This window comes from Cryobacterium lactosi (assembly GCF_004403945.1).
In the GTDB taxonomy this organism is placed as follows: Bacteria; Actinomycetota; Actinomycetes; order Actinomycetales; family Microbacteriaceae; genus Cryobacterium; species Cryobacterium lactosi.
Window position 1 is genome coordinate 34230 of record NZ_SOHM01000003.1, and the last position, 21498, is coordinate 55727.

Consider the following 21498-nt stretch of genomic DNA (forward strand, 5'->3'; position numbering starts at 1 on the left):
GGACGCCACCTCATGCTCCTGAACGACGACTTCCTGCTCGGCACCGACATGGCCAAGAGACTCTTCCACAACCATGCCAAGAAGATGCCGATCATCGACTTCCACTGCCACCTGAACCCGCAGGAGATCTACGAAGACGAGAACTTCACCAGCCTCACCGAGGTGTGGCTGAAGGGCGACCACTACAAGTGGCGCCTGATGCGCGCCAACGGCGTGCCGGAGGCCCTGATCACCGGCGACGGCGACGACTTCGACAAGTTCTACGCCTGGGCGGGCACCGTGGAGAAGGCCCTCGGCAACCCGCTCTACGTCTGGACGCACTTGGAGCTTCGCCGGTTCTTCAACATCGACCTGGTGCTCAGCCGCGAGACCGCCCGCGAGGTCTACGACCGGGCCAACGCCCTGCTGGCCACCCCCGAGTTCTCCCGCCGCAGCCTCATCCGCTCCAGCAACGTCACCGCCATCTGCACGACGGATGACCCGGCCGACGACCTGCGCTTCCACGAACTACTGCAGAGCGAGAAGTCGTTCAGCGTGGTCCCGGCCTTCCGGCCAGACAAGGCCATCAACATCCACGCCGCCGGCTACGCCGAGTACCTTCTCACCCTCGGCACCGCCGCCGGCGTGAAGATCGGCACCTTCGCCGACATCGTCTCCGCGTTGAGCGCCCGGGTGGACTTCTTCCACTCGATGGGCGCCCGGCTTTCCGATCACGCCCTCGACACCGTGGTCTACGCGGAGTCGACCGAGGCCGAACTCGACGCCATCGTGGCCTCGGCCATCGGCGGCGGCGCCCTCACCGCACTGGAGAACGCCCAGTACCGCACCGCGGTGCTCAAGGCGCTGATGCGCATGTACGCGGCCAAGAACTGGACCATGCAGCTGCACCTGCACGCCCTGCGGAACACCAACCAGGTGATGCTCGGCAAGCTTGGCCCCGACACCGGCTACGACGGCATGAATGATCGCCCCGTCGCGGAGCCGCTCGCCGCGCTCTTCGACTCGATGGAGTCCGAGGACTCGATTCCCCGCACGATGCTGTACTCGCTGAACCCGAACGACTACCTGCCGTTGGTCACGCTGATGGGGTCCTACCAGAAGGGCACCGTGCAGAAGATGCAGCTGGGCAGCGCGTGGTGGCACAACGACACCCGCACCGGGATGCGCCTGCAATTGCAGACCTTCGCAGACGAGAGCCTGCTCTCGAACTTCGTGGGGATGCTCACGGACTCCCGCAGCTTCCTCTCCTACCCGCGGCACGAGTATTTCCGTCGCATCCTCTGCGAGCTCGTCGGCGAGTGGGCCGTACTCGGCGAGGTCCCCGACGACGAGGCCGTCCTCGGCCGGATGGTCGAAGACATCTCCTTCAACAACGCTCACCACTATTTCGGCCTCTCGGTCAGCCCCTCCCTCAGCAGCCAAGGAATCGATTCTCATGTCACACGTTGACAGCATCACCGCCGGCACCTCCGTGCTGGTCATGGCCGCGGGCGACGACGTCGCCGTCGCCCTCCGCGACCTGGCGCCGGGGGAGACCCTCCCCGTCGGCGACGGCGTCCTCACCGTCACCACGCTGATCCCGAGTGGTCACAAAGTGGCCCTCACCGACCTGGACGTCGGCGCCACCGTGCACAAGTATGGCCAGTCGATCGGCGTCGCCACGGCCCCGATCAGGCGGGGCGAGCAGGTGCACAGCCACAACATCGGAATGGACCTCGCCGCCCGCAGCCACGAATTCGGCACCGTGCACACCGACCTGCCCGTCCCGACCGAACGCCGCACCTTCGACGGCTACCGACGTGCCGACGGCCGGGCCGGCACCAGGAACTACATCGCCATCCTCACCACGGTGAACTGCTCCGGCACCACCGCGAAGCTCATCGCCGACAGATTCCGCGGCGGGGCGCTGGATGCGTTCGAGAACGTCGACGGGGTCATCGCCCTCACCCACCAGAGCGGCTGCGGCCTGGTCCTGGAGAGCGAAGGCGCCCAGGTGCTGCTGCGCACCCTCAACGGCTACGCCAGGCACCCCAACATCGCCGGTGTGCTGATGCTCAGCCTCGGCTGCGAAATGACCCCCACCAGCCTGGTCCTGGCCGAGGGCAGCGTGCCCAGCGACACCGTCGTGGAAAGCCTGTCGATCCAGGAGACCGGCGGCATGCGCAGCACCGTCGCCGCCGGCGTGGAGAAGATCCTCGCCCTGGCCGAGGCGATCAACACCCGCCACCGCGAACCGATCGACATCTCCGAACTCGTCCTGGGCCTGAACTGCGGCGGCTCCGACGGTTACTCCGGCATCACCGCCAACCCGGCGCTGGGCTGGGCGTCGGATGTGCTCGTGGCGCACGGCGGAACATCCGTTCTCGCCGAAACCCCCGAGATCTACGGCGCCGAACACCTGCTCACCGCCCGCGCCACCACCCCCGCGGTCGGCCACAAGCTGATCGACCGGATCGACTGGTGGGAGACCTACATCCACGCCAACGGCGGCACCATGGACAACAATCCCTCCCCCGGTAACAAGGCCGGCGGCATCAGCACCATCCTGGAGAAGTCGCTGGGCGCAGTGGCCAAGGCCGGCCACGCCGACCTCGCCGCGGTCTACGAATACGCCGAACCGATCGATACCCGGGGCCTCGGCTTCATGGACACCCCCGGCTACGACCCGGTGTCGGTCACCGGCTTGGTCGCCGGCGGCGCCACTGTCGTGGTCTTCACCACCGGCCGCGGCTCCGTCTTCGGCTGCAAGCCCACCCCGAGCATCAAGGTGGGTACCAACACCGAGCTGTTCCTGCGCCAGGGTGACGACATCGACATCGACGCCGGCCGGATCGCCGACGGCACCGCCACCGTCGACGAGGTCGGCGCCGAGATCCTCGACATGATCATCGCCGTCGCCAGCGGCACCCAGACCGTGAGCGAAGAATTCGACGTGGGCCAGGAAGAGTTCGTGCCGTGGCACATCGGGGCCGTGACCTGATGGGCGGCCAGCACAGCACACGCGAGCAACCCACCGTGGTGTGCTTCGGCGAGACGATGGGCATGTTCACGCCCACCAGTTCGGTGCCGTTGAACACCGCGACCGGTTTCACCCTGGGCACCGGCGGCGCCGAGTCGAACGTGGCCATGCACCTGGCCGAACTCGGCCACGCCGTGGCCTGGGCCAGCGCCGTGGGCACCGACCCGGTCGGCACCAAGATCATCGACGCCCTCGGCGCAGCCGGTGTCGACACCCGGTGGGTCGGACGGTCCGCCGACGCACCGACCGGGCTCTACCTCAAAGAACCCGACACCGGTAGTGGAGCACACGTGTTCTACTACCGCCAAGGCTCGGCGGCATCCACGCTGAAGATCGCGGATGCCGCCGGCTGGCCCCTGGCCGGCGCCCGGTGGATCCACACCACCGGGATCACCCCCGCATTGTCGGGCACCTGCTCCGCCCTCGTGGAACACGTACTCGACCACGCCGCGGAGTGGGGGGCGTCGGTCTCGTTCGACATCAACTTCCGACCCGGCATCTGGTCGGTGCAGGATGCCGCGCCGCGGTTGCTCGCGCTGGCCCAGAAGGCCACCGTGGTGCTCGTCGGACTCGACGAAGCGGCCACCCTCTGGGGCTGTGTCACCGCCGACGACGTGCGCGCCCTGCTGCCTCGGCTCCCGTACCTGGTGGTCAAGGACTCCTCGATCGACGCCACCGAATTCGCCCTCGCCGCCGACGGCACCGACACCGTTACCGTGGTGCCGGCCCGCAAGGTCGACGTCGTCGAGCCCGTCGGCGCCGGCGACGCCTTCGCCGCCGGCTACCTGTCCAGCCTGCTCGCCGCGGAGACCTCCGCCGAGCGCCTCGAACGAGGCCATTCCCGCGCCGCCTGGGCGCTGGGCAGCCGGCAGGACTTCCGCCCGGGACTCGGCCAGCGTATGTCGGCCGACGAACCGTCCGCGACCGAGATCCACGACCGCACGCTCGAGCTCAGGAGAGAACCCGCATGACCACGACCACCAGCACCACCGCCCAGCCGCTTTCCGCCACGCAGTGGTTCCCCGGCGACTTCTTCCGAGTCCCCGTCATCGCGGTCTTCCGCGGCCTGTCGGCCGCCGAGGCCGTTCGCCTGTCGACGCGCGCCTGGGACGCCGGGGTCGAACACGTCGAAATCCCGATCCAGACCCTCGACGCCGTCCCCGTGCTGCAGGCCGTCGCCGACGCTGCCGCCGAACGCGGCCTCGTCATCGGTGCCGGCACCGTGACCACGATCGAGCAGCTCGACGCCGCGACGAACGTGGGCGTGGCGTTCACGGTCTCGCCCGGCCTCGATCCGGCCATCGTGGCCGAGAGCGTGCGCCGCGGCATCCCGCACCTGCCGGGCATCGCCACTGCCACCGAAATCCTGCAGGCCCGCGCCCTCGGCCTCACCTGGGTCAAGGCATTCCCCGCGTCCCTGCTCGGCGCCGCCTGGGTCAAGGCCCAGAAGGGGCCGTACCCGAACACCAACTTCATCGCCACCGGCGGCGTCACCGCCCTGAACGCGCCGGAATTCCTGGCCGCGGGCACCAGTGTGGTCGGTCTCTCCGGCGCCTTCGCCGACGACGCGCAGCTCGATCTGGTGCGCGCCCTGATCATCGGCGCCCGCGGGTGACAACCCGCATCGCCGGGCCCTGCGACCGCACGGTTGCGGGCCCCGTCCGGTCGGTCTAGGACCAAAGGCACCACCGCCTGGGCGCTAGGCTGAGCCGAGACCTGAGGGAGAGTCACGTGTGGGTGAACTGGCGTGACAGGACGATCCGTGGAGCCGGAGATCGCTGGCTGATGTGGACGGTTTTCGCCCTCGTGGCGGCGTACACGGTCGGCCTGCTGCTGCACGGTGCGGGGCCGAACCCCCTCGTGGACATCTGGCTGGGCGAACTCACCCAGTGGGTTCCCGTCGCGGTCTTCTGGCTGGCCGCCGTGCGCACCCGCTTCACGCGCGGCGACGTGCTGTTCGCCACGCTCGCAGTGACGTTCAACGCCGCCGCTGACACCTACTACGTGACCGCGATGGATGCCGGGGGCGAGTTGCCGTTCCCGTCCCCGGCCGATGTCGGCTATCTGCTCTTCTACCCGCTGATGCTCGCCGCCCTGGTGGCCCTGGTGCGCAGCCAGATGCGCGGACTGGCCTGGTCGGTCCTGCTCGACAGCGCCGTCGGCGCCTTGGGCGCCGCCGCGGTCCTCGCCGCCGTCCTCGCCCCGGTGCTCACCGTGGCCGTTGACGAGTCCGCGGTCCTGGCCACGGTCGTCGCCGTGGCCTACCCCGTCTTCGACCTGCTCCTGGTCGCCGTGATCGCGGGCATCGCCGCCGCGCCTGGCCTGCGCATCGGAGAGCGCTGGGCCTTCCTGGTCGGCGGCCTCGTGGTCTTCGCCGCGGCCGACGTGGTCTATGCGCTGCTCGAGGTGAGCGGCACCTACATCGTCGGCCTGCCGCTCGACGCGGCGTGGGCGCTCGGTCTCGCCCTGATGGTCGTCTGGGTCGACGCCGCCGGCCGGCCGCACCGCGGCCCCTATTCCGGCGACCGCAAGACCCCGGCCCTCTTTGTTCCCGCCGTGTCCGTTGCCGCCGCACTGGGCGTGCTGATCGTCGGCACGCAGATCGTCCAACCCGCCACCGCGGTCATCCTGGCCAGCCTCACCGTGTCCCTGGCCGCGATCCCGCTGGTGTTCCGGCAGCGACTGCTGCGCCGGCAAGCCCGAACCGACGACCTCACCGGCCTGCCCAACCGGCGGGCGCTCTACGCGGATGCGCCGGCACTGCTCACGATCAGCCGGGCCGCAGCGCGGCAACAACACAGTGCTCTCCTACTGCTCGACCTCGACAGGTTCAAGGAGGTCAACGACAGCCTCGGCCACGACGTCGGCGACAGACTGTTGGTGCAGGTGAGCGGCCGTCTGGCTACGGCCCTGCCGCCAGACGCGAGGCTGGCTCGTCTCGGTGGCGACGAGTTCGCCATCCTGCTGGTGAATGCCGGCGAGGCAGAGGCGACCACCGTGGCGCTGAGTCTGCGAGACGCCCTCGCGCAGACCTTCAGCCTCGAGGGGCTGGCCGTGCAGACCAGCGCCAGTATCGGCATAGCCCTCTTCCCCGAGCAGGGCCACGACCTCAGCGACCTGCTGCGCCGGGCCGATATGGCGATGTACAAGGCCAAGTCCAGCCGGGGTGGTCACCACGTGTACCGGTCCGAAGATGACAGCCACGGCGACACCAGGTTGCGCACCCTGCAAGAACTGCGCCTGGCCGTGACCGACGACCAGCTCGTGGTGTACTACCAACCCAAGATCAACCTGCGAACCGGCGAGGTGACCGGGGTCGAGGCTCTGGTGCGCTGGCAGCACCCCACCCGCGGCCTGTTGCTGCCGGAGGACTTCCTCGACCTTGTCGAGGAATCGGGGCTGATGCACGCGCTCACCCGGATCGTGCTGGGCAAGGCACTCGATCAGGCCGTGCTCTGGCAGCACGCCGGGCACGCCCTGACCATCGCGGTCAACATGTCGGCCAGCTCGCTGGTGAACGTCGAGTTCCCCGAGGAGATCGTGCGGATGGTCACCGCACGCAGGCTGCCGGCGTCGGCGCTGATGCTGGAGATCACCGAAGACTTCCTGATGAGCGACAGGGACCGGGCCAGGGACGTGCTCAGCCGGCTGAGGGAAGCCGGGATCCAGATCGCCGTCGACGACTTCGGCACCGGCTACAGCTCGCTGTCCTACCTGCGGGACCTCCCCATCGACGAACTCAAGCTGGACCGCTCTTTCGTCTCGCCAATGGCCGACGATGCCCGCGCCGCGTCCCTGGTGGCGTCCACCATCGACCTAGCGCACAGCCTGGGCCTGCGGATGGTCGCCGAGGGTGTGGAAAGCAGTGTCGCCTACGACGAGCTGGCCCGGTACGGCTGCGATCACGCGCAGGGCTTCTTCATGTCGCAGCCGATTCCGGCCCTGGAGCTGGAGCGATGGTTGGCGGCTCGCCACGCTCTGGAACCGGGGTCAGCGGACGAAATCCGGCTGCTGCCGTGACGTTTGGGTCCCGGTTCACGTCTCAGTACTGAACCCGGCAGGCCGTCTAGCGGCCGTCGACCCCTCGTTCCGGCTAGGAGCCACATGACTGACCTCCAGAACCCCACCACCGCCTTCCATACCGGCGGTTTCCCCCTGCAGCAGCAGGAGCAGCCCGGCCTGACCGGGGCCACAGTGCCTCGCCCCGACCACGGCGAAGACACCTATGTCGGCACCGGCAAGCTCCAGGGCAAGCGGGCGCTGGTCACCGGCGGCGATTCCGGAATCGGCCGTGCCGTCGCCATCGCCTTCGCGCGGGAGGGCGCCGACGTGGCCATCTCGTACCTGCCCGAAGAGCATGACGACGCTGAAGACACCGCGGCCCTGGTGCGCGCCGCCGGGCGGAGCGCCGTGCTGTTGGCCGGCGACATCCGCAGCGAACAGCACTGCATCGACATTGTCGAGCACACGACGGCCCAGCTGGGCGGCCTGGACATCCTGGTGCTGAACGCGGCCTACCAGGAGAACCGGAACGGTCTGGAGACGCTCGAGACCAAGGAATTCGACAGGGTCTTCAAGACCAACCTCTATGCGACGTTGTGGATCGCCCGGGCCGCGATCCCGCATCTCACGCCGGGCTCCTCGATCATCACCACCACCTCGATCCAGGCGTCCAGCCCGTCACCGGAACTGATCGACTACGCGATGACCAAGGCTGCGCTGGTGGCGTTCACCCAGGCGCTCGCCCAGCAGCTGGGATCCACCGGGGTGCGGGTCAACGCCGTCGCTCCCGGACCGATCTGGACGCCGCTGATCCCCGCGACATCGTGGCCGGACAAGCTGCCCACCTTCGGTCAGGACACCCCGTTGGGCCGGGCGGGTCAGCCCGCCGAACTGGCGTCTGCCTACGTCTACTTGGCTTCGACGGACTCGTCGTACACCTCGGGCGCCGTGCTGCCGGTCACGGGCGGGCGCGGCTTCTAGACCACCCGCACAGGGGCTCAGGACGGACGACGCAGGCCGTCGAGGAGGAGGTCGGCAGCGGCGTGCAGCCCGGCGGGCGGCACGCCGTCGAGCAGTTGCGTGGAGATGCCCAGCACAAAGGAGTGCACCAGGATCGCCGAGACCGCAGGATCAAGGTCGGCAGGGATCGCGCCGGCATCAACACCTCGACGGATGCACGCCTCGATGCCGGCGCGATCCTCCGCCCGACGTGCGGCGACGACACTACGCGCCGCGACGTCATCGTCGCCGCCCGCACCGACGGTCGCTGAGAGCGTCACGAGACACCCGCCCGGATGCGCGGGGTCGGACTGCATCTCGATCGTCCCGTGAATCATCAGGCCGAGCGCGTCGACCGGGCCGAGCGTCAGGTCGCCGACGAGTTCGCTCACCCGTCCCGGACCGGCGATGTAGTGCGAGATCGCACTCTCGAACAGGCCTTCCTTCGACCCGAAGGCGCCGTAGAGGCTCGCCGACGAGAGCCCGGTCGCCGCACGCAGCTGCGCGATCGACGACGCCTCGTACCCGTGCCGCCAGAACACCTGCATCGCGGCATCGAGAACCTCGTGCTCGACGAAGGTCCTCGGTCGTCCCTGCTGTGCCATCTCATTCCTTTCGGATCGTTCGTTCCAGTTTGACACACCGCGGGGAGTTCGTCACTATGGGAACGTTCGTTCCATAAATCGAGAAGGGTCATCAGTGTCCTCACCAGCATCCGAAACCACCGCCACGAAGCCGCGGGAGAGCGAGCGCCGCCTGCCCGTCCTCGCCCTTGTCCTGATGGCTCTCAGCGGGTTCATCATCATCATGACCGAGACGCTACCGGCCGGGCTGCTTCCCCAACTCGCCGCCGATTTCCAGGTCAGCGACGGCACCGTCGGCCAACTCATAACCGTCTACGCCCTCGGCACCGTCGTCGCCGCGATCCCCACGATCGCGATGACGCGGGGCGCGTCCCGCAAGCCGTTGCTTGTCATCGGGCTGCTTGGCTTTCTCGTCGCGAACACCCTCACAGCGATGGCGCCGACACTCGTGATCGCGCTCGTGGTGCGGTTCATCGCCGGGGCATTTTCCGGCCTCATTTGGGGCATGCTCGCGGGCTATGCGCGTCGCATCGCCGCCCCCGAGCATGCGGGCCGCGCCCTGGCGATCGCGATGGCCGGCACTCCGGTCGCGCTCTCGATCGGCACGCCGCTTGGCGCGTGGCTCGGCTCGATGGTGGGCTGGCGATGGTCCTTCGCCGGAGTCTCCGTGCTGACCGTGGTCGTCGTGCTGTTGGTGCTTGCGTGTGTGCCCAACGCCCCAGGGCAGCGATCAGACACCCGACTTTCCCTCGGCCGGGTCGTTTTGATCCCGGGCGTGGCCGTCGTGCTCGGCGTGGTGTTCGCCTGGATGCTCGCGCACAATCTGCTCTACTCGTACATCGCGCCGTACCTTGACGGCGCGGGAGTGGGGCTGCGCCCCGACGTTGCCCTGTTCGCCTTCGGTGTCGCCGCGCTCGTCGGTATCTGGATCACGGGCACCCTCATCGACCGATCGCTGCGACGCCTTGCTCTCGCGAGCACGGCGGCCTTCATCATCGCCGGCGCACTGTTGCTCGCCTTCCCGGCTTCCCTGCCGGTGACGATCGTGGCGATCGCACTGTGGGGCGTAGCCTTCGGCGGCGCCGCCACACAACTGCAGAAAGCGATCGGCGATGCGGCCGGGGAGAGCGTCGACGTTGCCAACGCGATGCTCACGACGGCCTTCAACCTCGCCATCTTCGGCGGCGGGGCGTTCGGCGCGCTCCTCGTTGACGGCAGCGGGCCGGCAGCGCTTCCCCTCGCGATGATCGCACTCTCCGCGGTCGCCCTGGTGACCGTCATCCTCGGCCGCAAGCAGGCCTTCCCGTCACGTCGGACGGTTGCCATGTAGCGAACACAATCACACCGGCGCACAGCAGCAGCGGGCGGCGGCATCCGGGATGCGCCGCCCGCTGATGTTCGGGTCAGACCACGTCGGAACGGGCCTGGGTGTTGCCCAGCGCGCGGTCCTTGAGAACCGCGTACTCGCCCTGACTGATCGCTCCGGAATCGAGGAGTTGCTTGGCCTGGGCGATGTCCTGCGCCGGAGTGCTGCCGGCGACCGACCGGATGTACTCGTCGGTGCTCGCCTTCTCCTGCATGCCGGCGTTGACCTGGCGCTCTGCCATGCCCCGTCCGCGTGCAATGACGTAGACCAGCACCGTCAGGATGGGTACGAAGACCATGAAGAGCAGCCATGCCGCCTTCGCCCAGCCGTTCATGGTGCGATCCCGGAATACGTCGATGATCACAGCGAAGAGTGCGAACAGGTAGGACACGAACACGAATGTCCAAAAGAAGAATCCAATGAAATCCCAGAAACTTGACCAGAAGCTCATGGTCGGCACCTTTCTCTGTAACGTCTGGCCGAGGCCCTGCCGCCGCAGTGAGGGCAGCGTGTCACAGTCCTTGGCTGGTATTCACGGTAATCACCCAGGGCAGTTCTGGATCACCCGAATCGGGTGAGAAAAGAGTGGGCGGACACTAGGCTGAGCGCAACAGTGCGTCCTCTCTCATGAGACGGCCTCCGGAAGGATGAGAAGGCCTCCGGAAGGAAGCCGACGCTGGAACCGACCGGGGGGAGTGGGGCGCAGCGATGGTGGTCGAGCAGCAGACGGTCGATGAGCGCCTGGCCTGGGTCGAGCGTCAGTACTGGATTGACAAGGATGTCGCACTCGCTGCAGCCCAGGACTGGTTGGTGGAGCTGGGGCCCGGCGAGCACGGCGCACTGAGCCGCCGCCTCGAGGTGCAGGTGGCTTCGATCATGACCCGCAGGGGCGACCCGCGGCAGGGCGCGGCCGAGGTGCAGCACATCCTCCGCTGGGCCGAGCGGCACGGCGAACTCGCCCTGCAGTCCCGCGCCCACGACGTGCTCGGCTCGATCTTCGAACTCGTCGGTGATCGCGCGCTCTCGCTCGAGCACGCCGTCGCCACGAACGACCTGATCGACGAGTCCGAGCTGCCGCTGATGCGATCCGCCGCCCGGCTGACCCTGGCCGACGCCCTCGGCTCGGCAGGGTCGTTCGATGAGGCGCGCCGCCGGTACAACGAGGCGCTGCGGATGGTGATCGACGACCCGGAAACCAGCATCCGCTACCAGATACTGAACAACCTCGCCTACACCGAGTACCTGGCCGGGAACCACGAGGAAGCCCTGGCCGCCGTCGAGAGCCTCATCTCGTTGTCCGCGCTCAACGAGCGTCCGATCGGGATGTACGCCCGCGACACCATCGCCAGGGTGTACCTCACCGCGGGACGCCTGGACGATGCCGCGGCCACCCTGGTGGCGGCGTTGGAGGCCAAGCCCGTCGACTACCACCCGGACAGCATCGCGTGCGCCCTGGTGACGCTGGCAGAGACCTACCGGCGGCAGGGCCGCTTCGATGCGGCCCAGGCCGTGATCGACCGGTGCAAGGAGCTCACCACGGAGCACACCCTGGTGCGCTGGGCGACGGAGGCGACGAGAGAACAGGCCGAGATCCACGCCGAGACTGACGATTACAAGGCCGCGTTCGAGGCCTACCGCAGCTACCACGAACAGTCCATCGCGCTCGGTGCCAGCGAGAACGAGGCGCGGGGGCGCATCCTCGAGGCCATGTTCCAGACCGCGGAATCCCGGCGGGAGAGCGAGCACTACCGCGAGATGGCCGAACGCGACCCGTTGACGGAGCTGCCGAACCGGCGGTTCGTCGACGAGCACCTCAACGTGCTGCTGGCCCTGCTCCGTGAGGGCGGCGCACCCGTTGCCATCGCGATGCTCGACGTTGACCACTTCAAGCGCATCAACGACACCCTCTCGCACGAGGTCGGCGACCAGGCGCTCCGGGAGCTCGGCCGGATCCTGGCCGAGGCGATGGCGCTCGTTCCGGGTGCCGTCGCGGCGCGTCTGGGCGGTGAGGAGTTCCTCCTGATCATGCCGGGCCTGGATGCGAACGCCGTGCGGGTGCTCTGCGAGACCGTGCGGCGTGCTGTCATGGAGCACGATTGGTCACCGGTCGCTCCCGGGCTGCGGGTGACCGCCAGCCTGGGTGTCGCCCGGGCGCCCGACGACGCCGACACCAGTTCCGCGCTGCTGCGGGCCGCGGATGTGCGCATGTATGTGGCCAAGCGCGACGGCCGCAACCGGGTCGTCCACGCCGGCGACTGAGCCCTAACACCGTCTGCCCCCTCACGGACCGGTTGCCCCGGTGTGCGGGGGCAACTCGTCCGGAAGGGGGCAGGTGGCCGGCTGTCGGCGCGCTACAGGCCCTGCGCCAGACGGTAGTACGCCTGGTTCCATCGCACCTCGCGGGTGAAATCCCGCAGGGTGGTGCTGTCGTCGATGACGAGAAGCTCGGTCTGAGCGATCTCGGCGAAATCGTGGAACACCTCGATGCCGACGGCTGTCGACATGACGGTGTGGTGGGCGGCGCCGGCGGTGAGCCAGGCTGCGGCGGAGGTGGCGAAGTCGGGTGCGGGCTTCCAGACGGCGCGGCCGACCGGGAGCTTCGGCAGTGCTTCGGAGGGTTCGACGACCTCGACGACGTTGGCGACCAGGCGGAACCTGTCGCGCATGTCGCTCATCGCGACGACCACGGCCGGGCCGGGCGCGGCGTTGAAGACCAGGCGCACCGGGTCGTCCTTGCCGCCGATGCCCAACGGGTGGATCTCCAGGGTCGGCTTGGTGGTCGCTAGTGACGGGCTGACCTCGAGCATGTGGGCGCCGAGGATGAGTTCGGAGCCGGGGGTGAGGTCGTAGGTGTAGTCCTCCATCAGGCTCGCCCCGCCGGGCAGGCCCGATCCCATCACGTTGGCCACCCGCACCAGGATCGACGTCTTCCAGTCGCCCTCGGCACCGAAGCCGTAGCCTTGGGCCATCAGGCGTTGCACGGCCAGGCCGGGCAGTTGCTTGAGCGCACCGAGGTCTTCGAAGTTGGTCGTGAAAGCACTGAAACCGCCGGCTTCGAGGAACGACTTGAGGCCCAGCTCGATCGCGGCGCCGTAGCGCAGCGACTCGTGCCGGGCGCCGCCCACGCGCAGTTCGGGGACCACGTCGTAGAGCTCCTCGTATTCGGCCACGAGAGCGTCGATGTCGGCATCGGTTTGGGCGTGCACGGCGTCGGCGAGCTCGTTGACCGACCAGGTGTTCACCTGCACGCCGAAACGCAATTCGGCTTCGGTCTTATCGCCCTCGGTCACGGCCACGTAACGCATGTTGTCGCCGAACCGGGCCAGTTTCATGCTGTTCGAGGCCGCCCAACCGGCCGCAGCACGAGTCCACGTGCCGATCGACTGGGAGACGACGGGGTTGGAGACGTGGCCCACGACGGTCTTCCGGGAGACGCCCAGGCGGGTCTGGATGTAGCCGAACTCGCGGTCGCCGTGGGCGGCCTGGTTCAGGTTCATGAAGTCGAAGTCGATCTCCGCCCAGGGCAGTTCGACGTTGGCTTGGGTGTGCAGGTGCAGCAACGGCTTCGTCAGCGCGTTCAGGCCACCGATCCACATCTTCGCCGGCGAGAACGTGTGCATCCACGCGATCAAACCGATGACGGTGTCGTCACTGTTCGCATCCAGCGCGGCCCGACGGATGGACTCGGCATCCTTGAGCACCGGCTTCCACACCACTGTGACCGGTACGTCACTGGACGCGTTCAACGCGTCGGAGATCGCCTTGGACTGCTCGGCGACCTGACGCAGGGTCTCTTCGCCGTAGAGGTTCTGGCTGCCGGTGAGGAACCAGACCTCGTAGCCGTCGAGGCTCGTGGAGAGGGTGTTCGCGGGTGATGTCATTATTTGAGTGCTCCTTGCGGTGCTTGTCCGTAGACGTTCTGGTAGCGGTTGAAGAGGGAATCGATCGCGTCCTGCGGGATCGGGATGAGCGGGCCGCCCTGGCGGGCGAGGTGGACGGTGCGGGCGACGTCTTCGACCATCACGGCGGCCTTGACCGCGTCGCGGGCATCCTTACCGATCGTGAACGGGCCATGGTTCTGCATCAACACGGCCCGGGACCGGTGCCCGGTCAACGCCTCGACAATGCCCTGGCCGATGGTGTCGTCCCCGATGATCGCGAACCGGCCCACCGGAATGGGACCGCCGAACTCATCGGCCATCGCCGTGATCACACACGGGATCTCCTCACCACGAGCCGCCCAGGCGGTGGCATAGGTGGAGTGCGTGTGCACGACCCCGCCGACCTCGCTCATGTGCCGGTAGACATACGCGTGCGCAGCCGTATCGGACGACGGCGAACGGTCCGAACCCGGCGTCTCCGGGATAACGTTGCCGTCCAGATCGCACAGGATCATGTTCTCCGGCGCCAGATCCGCGTAATCCACCCCGGACGGCTTGATCACGAACAAGTCAGCACCCGGCACCCGACCAGACACATTCCCACCGGTCCACACCACCAGGCCATTCGCGGTCAACTCACCGTGCAACCGGGCAATAACCGCGCGCACTCGCGCGATCGCCACCTCGAGCTCGGGTTCGAAAGAACTCATTCGGCATTCCACCTTCGTTGTGTTGCGCTTCCAGATTCCGAGCACGCGGTTGAATGTTAGCGCACTATCAACCGGAAATGTTAGCGCACTATCACGATGCTCGGCAGGGGTGACTAGGCTCTCGGAGTGCTGTTTTGCCCGATAAGAGGGTCAATATTGCCCGGTTTGCGCCCTTCGCGTGGGGTCAAGAACGGCCCCTGATAGTGCGCTCCCGCGACCACGGTGGAGTAGATTGGACCAATGTCGACTCCTCCTGTGCTCCCGGCGGGCGAAAGCCTCAAGCCGGCCGGCCGCAACGTGCGGATGATCGACGTGGCCAGGCTCGCCGGAGTGTCCCAGCAGACCGTGTCGCGGGTCGTGAACGGCCACAGCAACGTGGGCCCCGATGTGCGGGAGCGGGTGGAGCGGGCGATCAGCCAGCTGCGTTACAACCGGAACTCGGCGGCGCGCGCACTCGCGACAAACCGGTCGATGAACCTCGGTGTGCTCAGCTACTCCCTGCCGGTGCACGGCTCGACCATGGTGCTGTTCGGAGTGGCTGAAGAGGCGCGCCGAAACGGCTACGCCACCAGCCTCGTCAGCATCTCGGACGTCGACCCCGGCAGTATCCGGGCAGCCCTCGACACCCTGCTGGGCGACTCGGTCGACGGCATCGTGGTGCTGGCGCCCATGTCCGCAGCCGCCCCGGTGCTCAACGGGCTGGACCTGGCGGTGCCCATCGTATGCTTCGAACAGGGTGCCCCGGCCAGTTCGCACGCGGTGACGATGGATGACGGGCTCGGCGCCCGGCTGGCCACCCGGCACCTGCTCGATCTCGGCCACCGGACCGTCTGGCACGTGGCCGGCCCGCGCGGCTGGATGGCCTCGGACGCGCGTCGCGCCGGCTGGTTGGCCGAACTGGCTGCAGCCCAGCGCCCTGCCCACCCCGAGTTCACCACAACGGACTGGACGGTCGAATCCGGTTACCGCGCCGGCCTGCACATCAACGACGACCCGTCCATCACCGCGGTGCTCGCCGCGAACGACTCCATGGCCCTCGGCATCATGAAGGCCCTCTCCGAGCGGGGCCGGTCGGTGCCCGGCGACGTGAGCGTCGTGGGTTTCGACGACATGAGCGAGGCCGCGTACTTCCAGCCGGGGCTCACCACCGTCCGGCTGGACTTCGACCAGGTCGGCCGCCTCGCCGTCGACCACCTGCTCCAGCTGATCGGCGGCGAGCCGGCGGAAATGATTCCAGCCATCGCACCCGGCTTGATCGTGCGCGGCAGCACCAGCGCCCCGCGGCCACACGACTGACGTCTGCCCCGCGGTCAAGCCCGGCTCGGGCCCGCCCCTGCACACCGGTGCAGGCCGCATCCGGACCGCTTGTGGCCCGGCACCGGCCTGCCTAGGCTCAGCACTGTGACGACAATGCGAACGTCCTCCGATAACGCCATCGAGGCAATCCAGCTGGCCAAGAGCTTCGGCAGCACACTCGCCCTCGACGGGGTGAGTTTCACCGTGCCCCGCGGCAGCGTCTTCGGAGTGATCGGGCCCAACGGTGCCGGTAAGACCACCATCATGCGGGCGCTGCTCGACCTGATCCGGCTTACCTCCGGCCGGGCGACCCTGCTCGGCACCGATTCCCGCAACGCAGGCCCCGAGCTCCGCCGGAGAATCGGCTTCCTGCCCGGTGAGTTGAACCTCAAGGGCCGGGTCACCGGCCGGCGGCTCCTCCGCCACTACGCCAACATCTCCGGTCCGGTGCGTAGCGGCCGGGTCGACGAGCTAGCCGAGAGGTTCGGCCTCGACCTGGACCGCACGGTGCGCACCCTCTCCAAAGGCAACAAACAGAAACTGGGCATCGTGCAGGCGTTCATGCACCAGCCGGACCTGCTGGTGCTCGACGAGCCGACCAGCGGCCTGGACCCGCTCATGCAACAGGAGTTCTTGGCGCTGGTGAGCGAGGCCAGGGCTGCCGGCCAGACCGTGTTCCTCTCCTCGCATGTGGTCAGCGAGATCCAGCAGGCCGCCGACGAGGTCGCGATTCTGCGCGACGGCCGCATCATCACGGTGGCGGGGGTCGAAGCGCTGCGGGACACGGCCATCCGTCACCTCCGGCTGAGCGCAACCGACCTGACCAGTGCCGACCTGGAGGGCCGGCTGGCCAACCTGGCCGGCATGGACGAGCTGGACTGCCGCCCGACGGAGACCGGCGCCGAGGCCACCGCCGTCTTCAGCGGTGCGATCACCCCGTTCGTGCAGGCCATCGCCACCCTCAGCCTCATCGACCTGGTGATCGAGGAACCGGATCTCGAGGAAGCGGTGTTGCGCCTGTACTCGGCGCCGGAGGCCCGGTCATGACCGCGACCCGGGTCCGGCTCGCCGTGGACCGGCTCCCGCTGGTGCGGCGCACCGCACTGCCGATCTTCACCAAGTCCCTCGTCGACGGCTGGCGCTCCCTGGTCGGCTGGTCGGTCGGCTTCACCGCGGCCTTGAGCCTGTACCTGCCGATCTTCCCGAGCATGAGCGGCAACTCGCAGATGCAGGACCTGATCGACAGCCTGCCGAGCGAGTTGACCAGCACCCTCAACTATCAGCAGATCGACACCGGCGCCGGATACACCCAATCCACCTTCTTCGGCCTGATGGGATTCCTGCTCATCAGCATCGCCGCCATCAGCTGGGGCGCGGCCGCGATCGGCGGTGACGAGGAATCGGGCCAGCTGGAGCTCACCCTCGCGCACGCCGTGACCCGGGTGGAGGTTGTCGCCCAACGCTTCGCCGCGCTGACGGTCAAGATCCTGGTGCTGGCGCTCGTCGCGTTCGTGGTGATCCTGCTCTGGAACGGCCCGGCCGAACTCGACATCGACGTGGCCAATCTGGTCGAAACCTGCCTGCTCTTCGGCGGCCTCGCACTCGTCTGCGGCAGCACCGCCCTGCTCTGCGGGGCCATCACCGGGCGCCGGATCTGGGGAATCGGCGGCGGCGCGGCCGTGGCCGTGCTCGGCTACGTGTTCAACGCCATCGCAAACCAGAGCGCCGACCTCGAATGGCTGCACGATCTCTCGCCCTACTACGCGGCGTTCGGCAACAACCCGCTGACCAACGGCACGGATGGCTGGACGCTGGCCCTGTTCTACCTCGCCGCGCTCGTGCTGGGCGCTCTGGCGGCGCTCACCCTGCGGCAGCGTGACGTGGGGGTCTGAGCGGGAGGCTACGCCGGAGCCGAAACGGGCAGCCCCGACTCGATCACACTGATGATCTCCGGCGCATCGGGCACCGTCGCCGGGCGGAACCTGTGCACGGCTCCGGCGGGGGTGACCACGAACTTCTCGAAGTTCCAGCCGACATCGCCGGCGACACCGTCCGCATCCGCCGTCTCGGTCAACGCTGCGTAGAGCGGATGCCGGTCGGCGCCGTTGACCTCGATCTTGTCGAACAGCGGGAAGGTGACGCCGTACGTGGTGGAACAGAAGTCAAGGATCGCCTCCATGCTGCCCGGCTCCTGGCCCTTGAACTGGTTGCAGGGAAAACCGAGCACGGTGAAGCCGCGGTCGCCGTAGGTCTTCTGCAGCTCCTCGAGAGCCGCGTATTGCAGGGTGAGACCGCACTTCGAGGCCACGTTCACGATGAGTACAACCTGGTCGGCGTAGTCGGCGAGGGTCACGGTGCGACCGGCTGCGGTGGTCAAGGGGATATCGCGAAGGTTCATGCCTGAAGCTTAGGGACCCGAGTAGGAACACGCCCGGCTACGGGGCCCTGTGAGTTCCCTGATTGTGCGCAATCGCGATATGTCGGCCTCGGGTCGGCGAGGTTTACTGGACCGATGGCTCAGACCGTCGCAGACCAGCTCATCGCCCAACTCATCGACGCCGGGGTGCGTCGCATCTACGGCATCGTGGGGGACAGCCTCAACCCCGTCGTCGACGCCGTACGTCGTACCGGCGGGGCCGCCAAGGGCGGCATCGATTGGGTGCACGTGCGCAACGAGGAGGCCGCGGCTTTCGCGGCCGGCGCCGAGGCCCAGCTCACCGGGCGCCTGGCGGTGTGTGCGGGCAGCTGCGGTCCGGGCAACCTGCACCTGATCAACGGGCTCTACGACGCGCACCGCAGCGGAGCGCCGGTGCTGGCCATCGCCAGCCACATCCCGACCGGGCAGATCGGCAGCAGCTTCTTCCAGGAGACCCACCCCGACCGGCTCTTTGTGGAGTGTTCCAACTACCGGGAGCTGATCTCCTCCGCCGAGCAGTCGCCCAAGGTGGTCAACGCCGCCATGCGGCACGCCGTCGCCCTCGGCGGTGTCGCGGTGGTCACCCTGCCCGGCGACGTCGCCGAACTCGACGCCGCGGGCCCGGTGCCCAGGTTCGTGCTGCCGGGCCGGCCCACCGTGCTGCCCGCCCCGGCCGATGTGCGCGCCCTGGCCGACGCGATCAACCGGGCGAAGACCGTCGCGATCTTCGCCGGGGCCGGGGTGGCCGGCGCCCACGATGACGTCGTCGCCTTCGCCGACCTCGTCGCTGCTCCCGTGGGACACAGCCTGCGTGGCAAGGAATGGATCCAGTACGACAACCCGTTCGACGTGGGAATGACCGGGCTCCTCGGCTACGGTGCCGCGCACGCCGGCATCCACGACGCCGACCTGGTGCTGCTGCTCGGCACCGACTTCCCCTATGAGCAGTTCCTGCCAGACGGCGACAAGGTGATCATCGCGCAGGTCGATACAGACCCATCGCACCTGGGCCGTCGGGCCAGCGTCACGCATCCGGTGCACGGCGACGTGGCGGCCACTCTCGGGGCCCTCACCGAACTGGTGACGAAGAAGACCGACCGGTCATTTCTCGAGCGCACCCTCAAGAAGCACGACAAGCTGCTCACCTCGGTTGTGGGCACCTACACGGATGTCGACCACGGTCGGCCGATCCACCCGGAGTTCGCCGCCGCGATGCTCGACGAACTCGTCGCCGACGACGCGATCGTCACCGCGGACACCGGGATGGGCAACGTCTGGCAGGCCAGGTACCTCACCCCCAACGGCCGCCGCCGCCTGATCGGCTCGTTCCTGCATGGCTCGATGGCGAACGCTGTGCCGCAGGCGATCGGCGCCCAGAGCGCCTACCCCGACCGCCAGGTCGTCACCATCAGCGGCGACGGCGGCCTGGCCATGCTGCTCGGCGAGCTCATCACCATAGCCGCGCAGAAACTGCCGGTGAAGGTGGTGGTGTTCAATAACTCCACCCTGGGGCTGGTGAAGCTGGAGATGTTCGTCGACGGCTACCCCGACTTCGGCGTGGACGTGCCCGCCGTCGACTACGCCGCCGTGGCGAAGGCTCTCGGGTTCTTCGCGGTGCGGGTCGAGGACCCCGGTGCGCTCCGGGCGGCCCTCTCGGAGGCCTTGGCCCATGAGGGGCCGGCCCTGGTGGACATCGTCACCGACCCGCTGGCCCTCTCGCTGCCGCCGAACGTGACCGCCAAGCAGGTGAAGGGCTTCGCCCTTGCATTGTCGAAGACCGTGCTGAACGGCGGGGTCGGCGAGGCCGTGCAGATGGCGCGCTCGAACATCCGTCACCTGCCCGGGCTCTGACGGCAGACGCACGCCTCACCCGAAACGGGTGACGCCGCGGCGGGCTGCGGGGGAGGACACTGTGCCTGACGCTGACCGACGCAGAGCAGGGAGTCCTCATGTGGCGACGCCGATCCAGAACCCGATCACGTGCCCAGGACGCCCCGCAATCGCCTCCAGCCGACATGGGTACGGAGTCTGTGGTGATCCCCGCCCCGCCGGTGATCTCGTACCGCAACACCGCGATCCTCATCGGGCTCGGCGGTGCCACCGTCACGGTGTTCGGTGTGGCCGCGATCGCCGGCATCGCGGCGCCGATCCTCCTGGCCCTGGTGCTCACCATCTGCGCTCACCCGGTGCGACGCGGCCTCGAGCGGCGTGGTGTTCCACGGGGCCTGGCCACAGGGTCGGTCGTGGCGACTGTTTTCATCGTGCTCGCCGCATTCGTGGCCGCGTTCGGGCTCGCCCTCGGCCAGTTCGCGGCCCTGCTGCCCCAGTTCTCCAGCCAGCTCAGTGACATCGGCGCCTCCGTGGCCACCTGGCTGGACGGCATCGGCTTCGGCACTGCGCAGGTGCAGGCCGTTGAAGCGAGCTTCGACCCCAGCAACCTGGTTCCGGTGGTCTCCGGGCTCTTCGGCAGCATCACCAACATCACTGTCGCGCTGGTGATCGTGCTCACCATGCTGATCCTGATGGCGGCGGATGCGGGCTACCTGCCCACCCTGCTCACGCAGCTGCGGCCGGCCCGGCCGACCCTGGTGGAGGCCCTGACCAACTTCGCCTCCAGCGTGCGCCGGTACATGGTGGCCACCACGCTGCTGGGCATCGCGCAGGGCGCGCTGAACGCGTTGGCGCTGGTCCTGCTCGGGGTGCCGGGCGCGTTCCTCTGGGGGTTGCTCTCGTTCCTGTGCAGCTTCATCCCCAACGTGGGCTACTTCATCGCCATCATCCCGCCCACGGTCTTCGCATTCCTCACCGGAGGCTGGGAGCTCGCGCTGCCCGTGATCGTGATCTACGCGATCGTCAACGCGGTCGTGCAATCGATCGTGCAACCGAGGGTGGTCGGCAACGCAGTGGCGCTGAGCCAGTCGCTCACCTTCGCCTCCGTGCTGTTCTGGGCGATCGTGCTGGGCGCCATCGGGGCGATCCTCGCCATCCCGCTCACCCTGCTGGTGCGCACGATCCTGGTGGATGCCGACCCCGCCGCCGCCTGGTGGCGGCCGTTGATCGGCGACCTGGACGAAACCCGCACACTGATGAAGGTGGAGGACGCCAGGCAGCGGGCACTGCGCAAGGCCGGCCGGGCGGCCAAGTCCGGATCCGGCCGGGCGGCCAAGAAAGCTGAGGAGTAGCACTGGCCGGTGCTGGTCAGGGCCATTTCCCAGGACCCGCTGG

At 68.2% G+C, this 21498-nt stretch carries 18 protein-coding genes; 13 read left to right on the plus strand and 5 right to left on the minus strand.

What is annotated here, in order from left to right:
• The first annotated feature begins 12 nt into the window (after positions 1–12).
• The 6 genes from uxaC (at position 13) to E3T61_RS01410 (ending at position 8002) form a co-directional block, all read left to right on the plus strand.
• Complete coding sequence (uxaC, locus tag E3T61_RS01385) at positions 13–1449, plus strand: glucuronate isomerase (RefSeq protein ID WP_134639142.1); 1437 nt, start codon at positions 13–15, stop codon at positions 1447–1449.
• Positions 1436–2980 carry a UxaA family hydrolase gene (locus E3T61_RS01390; RefSeq protein ID WP_134639143.1) on the plus strand — a complete coding sequence of 515 codons (1545 nt, stop codon included), beginning with the start codon at positions 1436–1438 and terminating at the stop codon, positions 2978–2980. Before uxaC ends, E3T61_RS01390 begins: the two co-directional genes overlap by 14 nt.
• Complete coding sequence (locus E3T61_RS01395; RefSeq protein WP_241992333.1) at positions 2956–3990, plus strand: sugar kinase; 1035 nt, start codon at positions 2956–2958, stop codon at positions 3988–3990. The genes E3T61_RS01390 and E3T61_RS01395 overlap by 25 nt, the downstream gene beginning before the upstream one ends.
• Complete coding sequence (locus tag E3T61_RS01400; protein ID WP_134639144.1) at positions 3987–4634, plus strand: bifunctional 4-hydroxy-2-oxoglutarate aldolase/2-dehydro-3-deoxy-phosphogluconate aldolase; 648 nt, start codon at positions 3987–3989, stop codon at positions 4632–4634. Before E3T61_RS01395 ends, E3T61_RS01400 begins: the two co-directional genes overlap by 4 nt.
• A gap of 116 nt (positions 4635–4750) precedes the next feature.
• Positions 4751–7039: a putative bifunctional diguanylate cyclase/phosphodiesterase gene (locus E3T61_RS01405; RefSeq protein ID WP_134639145.1), complete on the plus strand. Its 2289-nt coding sequence runs from the start codon at positions 4751–4753 to the stop codon at positions 7037–7039.
• A gap of 84 nt (positions 7040–7123) precedes the next feature.
• On the plus strand, positions 7124–8002 hold the full coding sequence (locus E3T61_RS01410) for an SDR family oxidoreductase (protein ID WP_134639146.1): 879 nt from the start codon (positions 7124–7126) through the stop codon (positions 8000–8002).
• Between the two features lie 17 nt (positions 8003–8019).
• Here the strand turns inward: E3T61_RS01410 and E3T61_RS01415 are convergent, their stop codons facing one another.
• The gene (locus E3T61_RS01415; RefSeq protein WP_134639147.1) at positions 8020–8625 is read right to left on the minus strand and encodes a TetR/AcrR family transcriptional regulator; all 606 of its coding nucleotides are present in this window, start codon (positions 8623–8625) and stop codon (positions 8020–8022) included.
• Between the two features lie 94 nt (positions 8626–8719).
• Here E3T61_RS01415 and E3T61_RS01420 point away from each other — a divergent pair, with 94 nt between their 5' ends.
• On the plus strand, positions 8720–9934 hold the full coding sequence (locus E3T61_RS01420) for an MFS transporter (RefSeq protein WP_241992334.1): 1215 nt from the start codon (positions 8720–8722) through the stop codon (positions 9932–9934).
• A 73-nt stretch (positions 9935–10007) separates the two neighbouring features.
• Here E3T61_RS01420 and E3T61_RS01425 read toward each other — a convergent pair whose 3' ends face one another.
• A complete protein-coding gene (locus tag E3T61_RS01425) occupies positions 10008–10421 on the minus strand; it encodes a PLD nuclease N-terminal domain-containing protein (RefSeq protein ID WP_134639148.1) in 414 nt (137 codons plus the stop codon).
• A 257-nt stretch (positions 10422–10678) separates the two neighbouring features.
• Here E3T61_RS01425 and E3T61_RS01430 point away from each other — a divergent pair, with 257 nt between their 5' ends.
• Positions 10679–12229, plus strand: a complete 1551-nt coding sequence (locus E3T61_RS01430; RefSeq protein ID WP_134639149.1) for a GGDEF domain-containing protein — start codon at positions 10679–10681, stop codon at positions 12227–12229.
• A gap of 92 nt (positions 12230–12321) precedes the next feature.
• On the opposite strand, the gene araA is transcribed toward E3T61_RS01430, so the two are convergent.
• Both araA and E3T61_RS01440 read right to left on the minus strand, forming a co-directional pair.
• Complete coding sequence (gene araA, locus E3T61_RS01435; RefSeq protein WP_134639150.1) at positions 12322–13851, minus strand: L-arabinose isomerase; 1530 nt, start codon at positions 13849–13851, stop codon at positions 12322–12324.
• On the minus strand, positions 13851–14561 hold the full coding sequence (locus tag E3T61_RS01440) for an L-ribulose-5-phosphate 4-epimerase (protein WP_134639151.1): 711 nt from the start codon (positions 14559–14561) through the stop codon (positions 13851–13853). The genes araA and E3T61_RS01440 overlap by 1 nt, the downstream gene beginning before the upstream one ends.
• Before the next feature lie 240 nt (positions 14562–14801).
• Between E3T61_RS01440 and E3T61_RS01445 the strand changes: the two genes are divergently transcribed.
• The 3 genes from E3T61_RS01445 to E3T61_RS01455 all read left to right on the plus strand — a co-directional run bounded on the left by E3T61_RS01445 (position 14802) and on the right by E3T61_RS01455 (position 17749).
• Entirely contained in the window at positions 14802–15857 is a 1056-nt protein-coding gene (locus E3T61_RS01445; protein WP_241992335.1) for a LacI family DNA-binding transcriptional regulator, read from the plus strand.
• A gap of 114 nt (positions 15858–15971) precedes the next feature.
• Positions 15972–16904, plus strand: a complete 933-nt coding sequence (locus E3T61_RS01450; protein ID WP_134639188.1) for an ABC transporter ATP-binding protein — start codon at positions 15972–15974, stop codon at positions 16902–16904.
• Positions 16901–17749, plus strand: coding sequence for an ABC transporter permease subunit (locus E3T61_RS01455; RefSeq protein WP_134639152.1), 849 nt, complete (start codon positions 16901–16903; stop codon positions 17747–17749). Before E3T61_RS01450 ends, E3T61_RS01455 begins: the two co-directional genes overlap by 4 nt.
• 8 nt (positions 17750–17757) lie before the next feature.
• Here the strand turns inward: E3T61_RS01455 and E3T61_RS01460 are convergent, their stop codons facing one another.
• Positions 17758–18255 carry a glutathione peroxidase gene (locus E3T61_RS01460; RefSeq protein WP_134639153.1) on the minus strand — a complete coding sequence of 166 codons (498 nt, stop codon included), beginning with the start codon at positions 18253–18255 and terminating at the stop codon, positions 17758–17760.
• A 114-nt stretch (positions 18256–18369) separates the two neighbouring features.
• Here E3T61_RS01460 and E3T61_RS01465 point away from each other — a divergent pair, with 114 nt between their 5' ends.
• Positions 18370–20124, plus strand: a complete 1755-nt coding sequence (locus E3T61_RS01465) for a pyruvate dehydrogenase (protein ID WP_134639154.1) — start codon at positions 18370–18372, stop codon at positions 20122–20124.
• Between the two features lie 164 nt (positions 20125–20288).
• Positions 20289–21455 (plus strand): AI-2E family transporter, encoded by a 1167-nt coding sequence (locus E3T61_RS01470; protein ID WP_241992336.1) that lies wholly within the window; start codon positions 20289–20291, stop codon positions 21453–21455.
• Positions 21456–21498 lie beyond the last annotated feature (43 nt).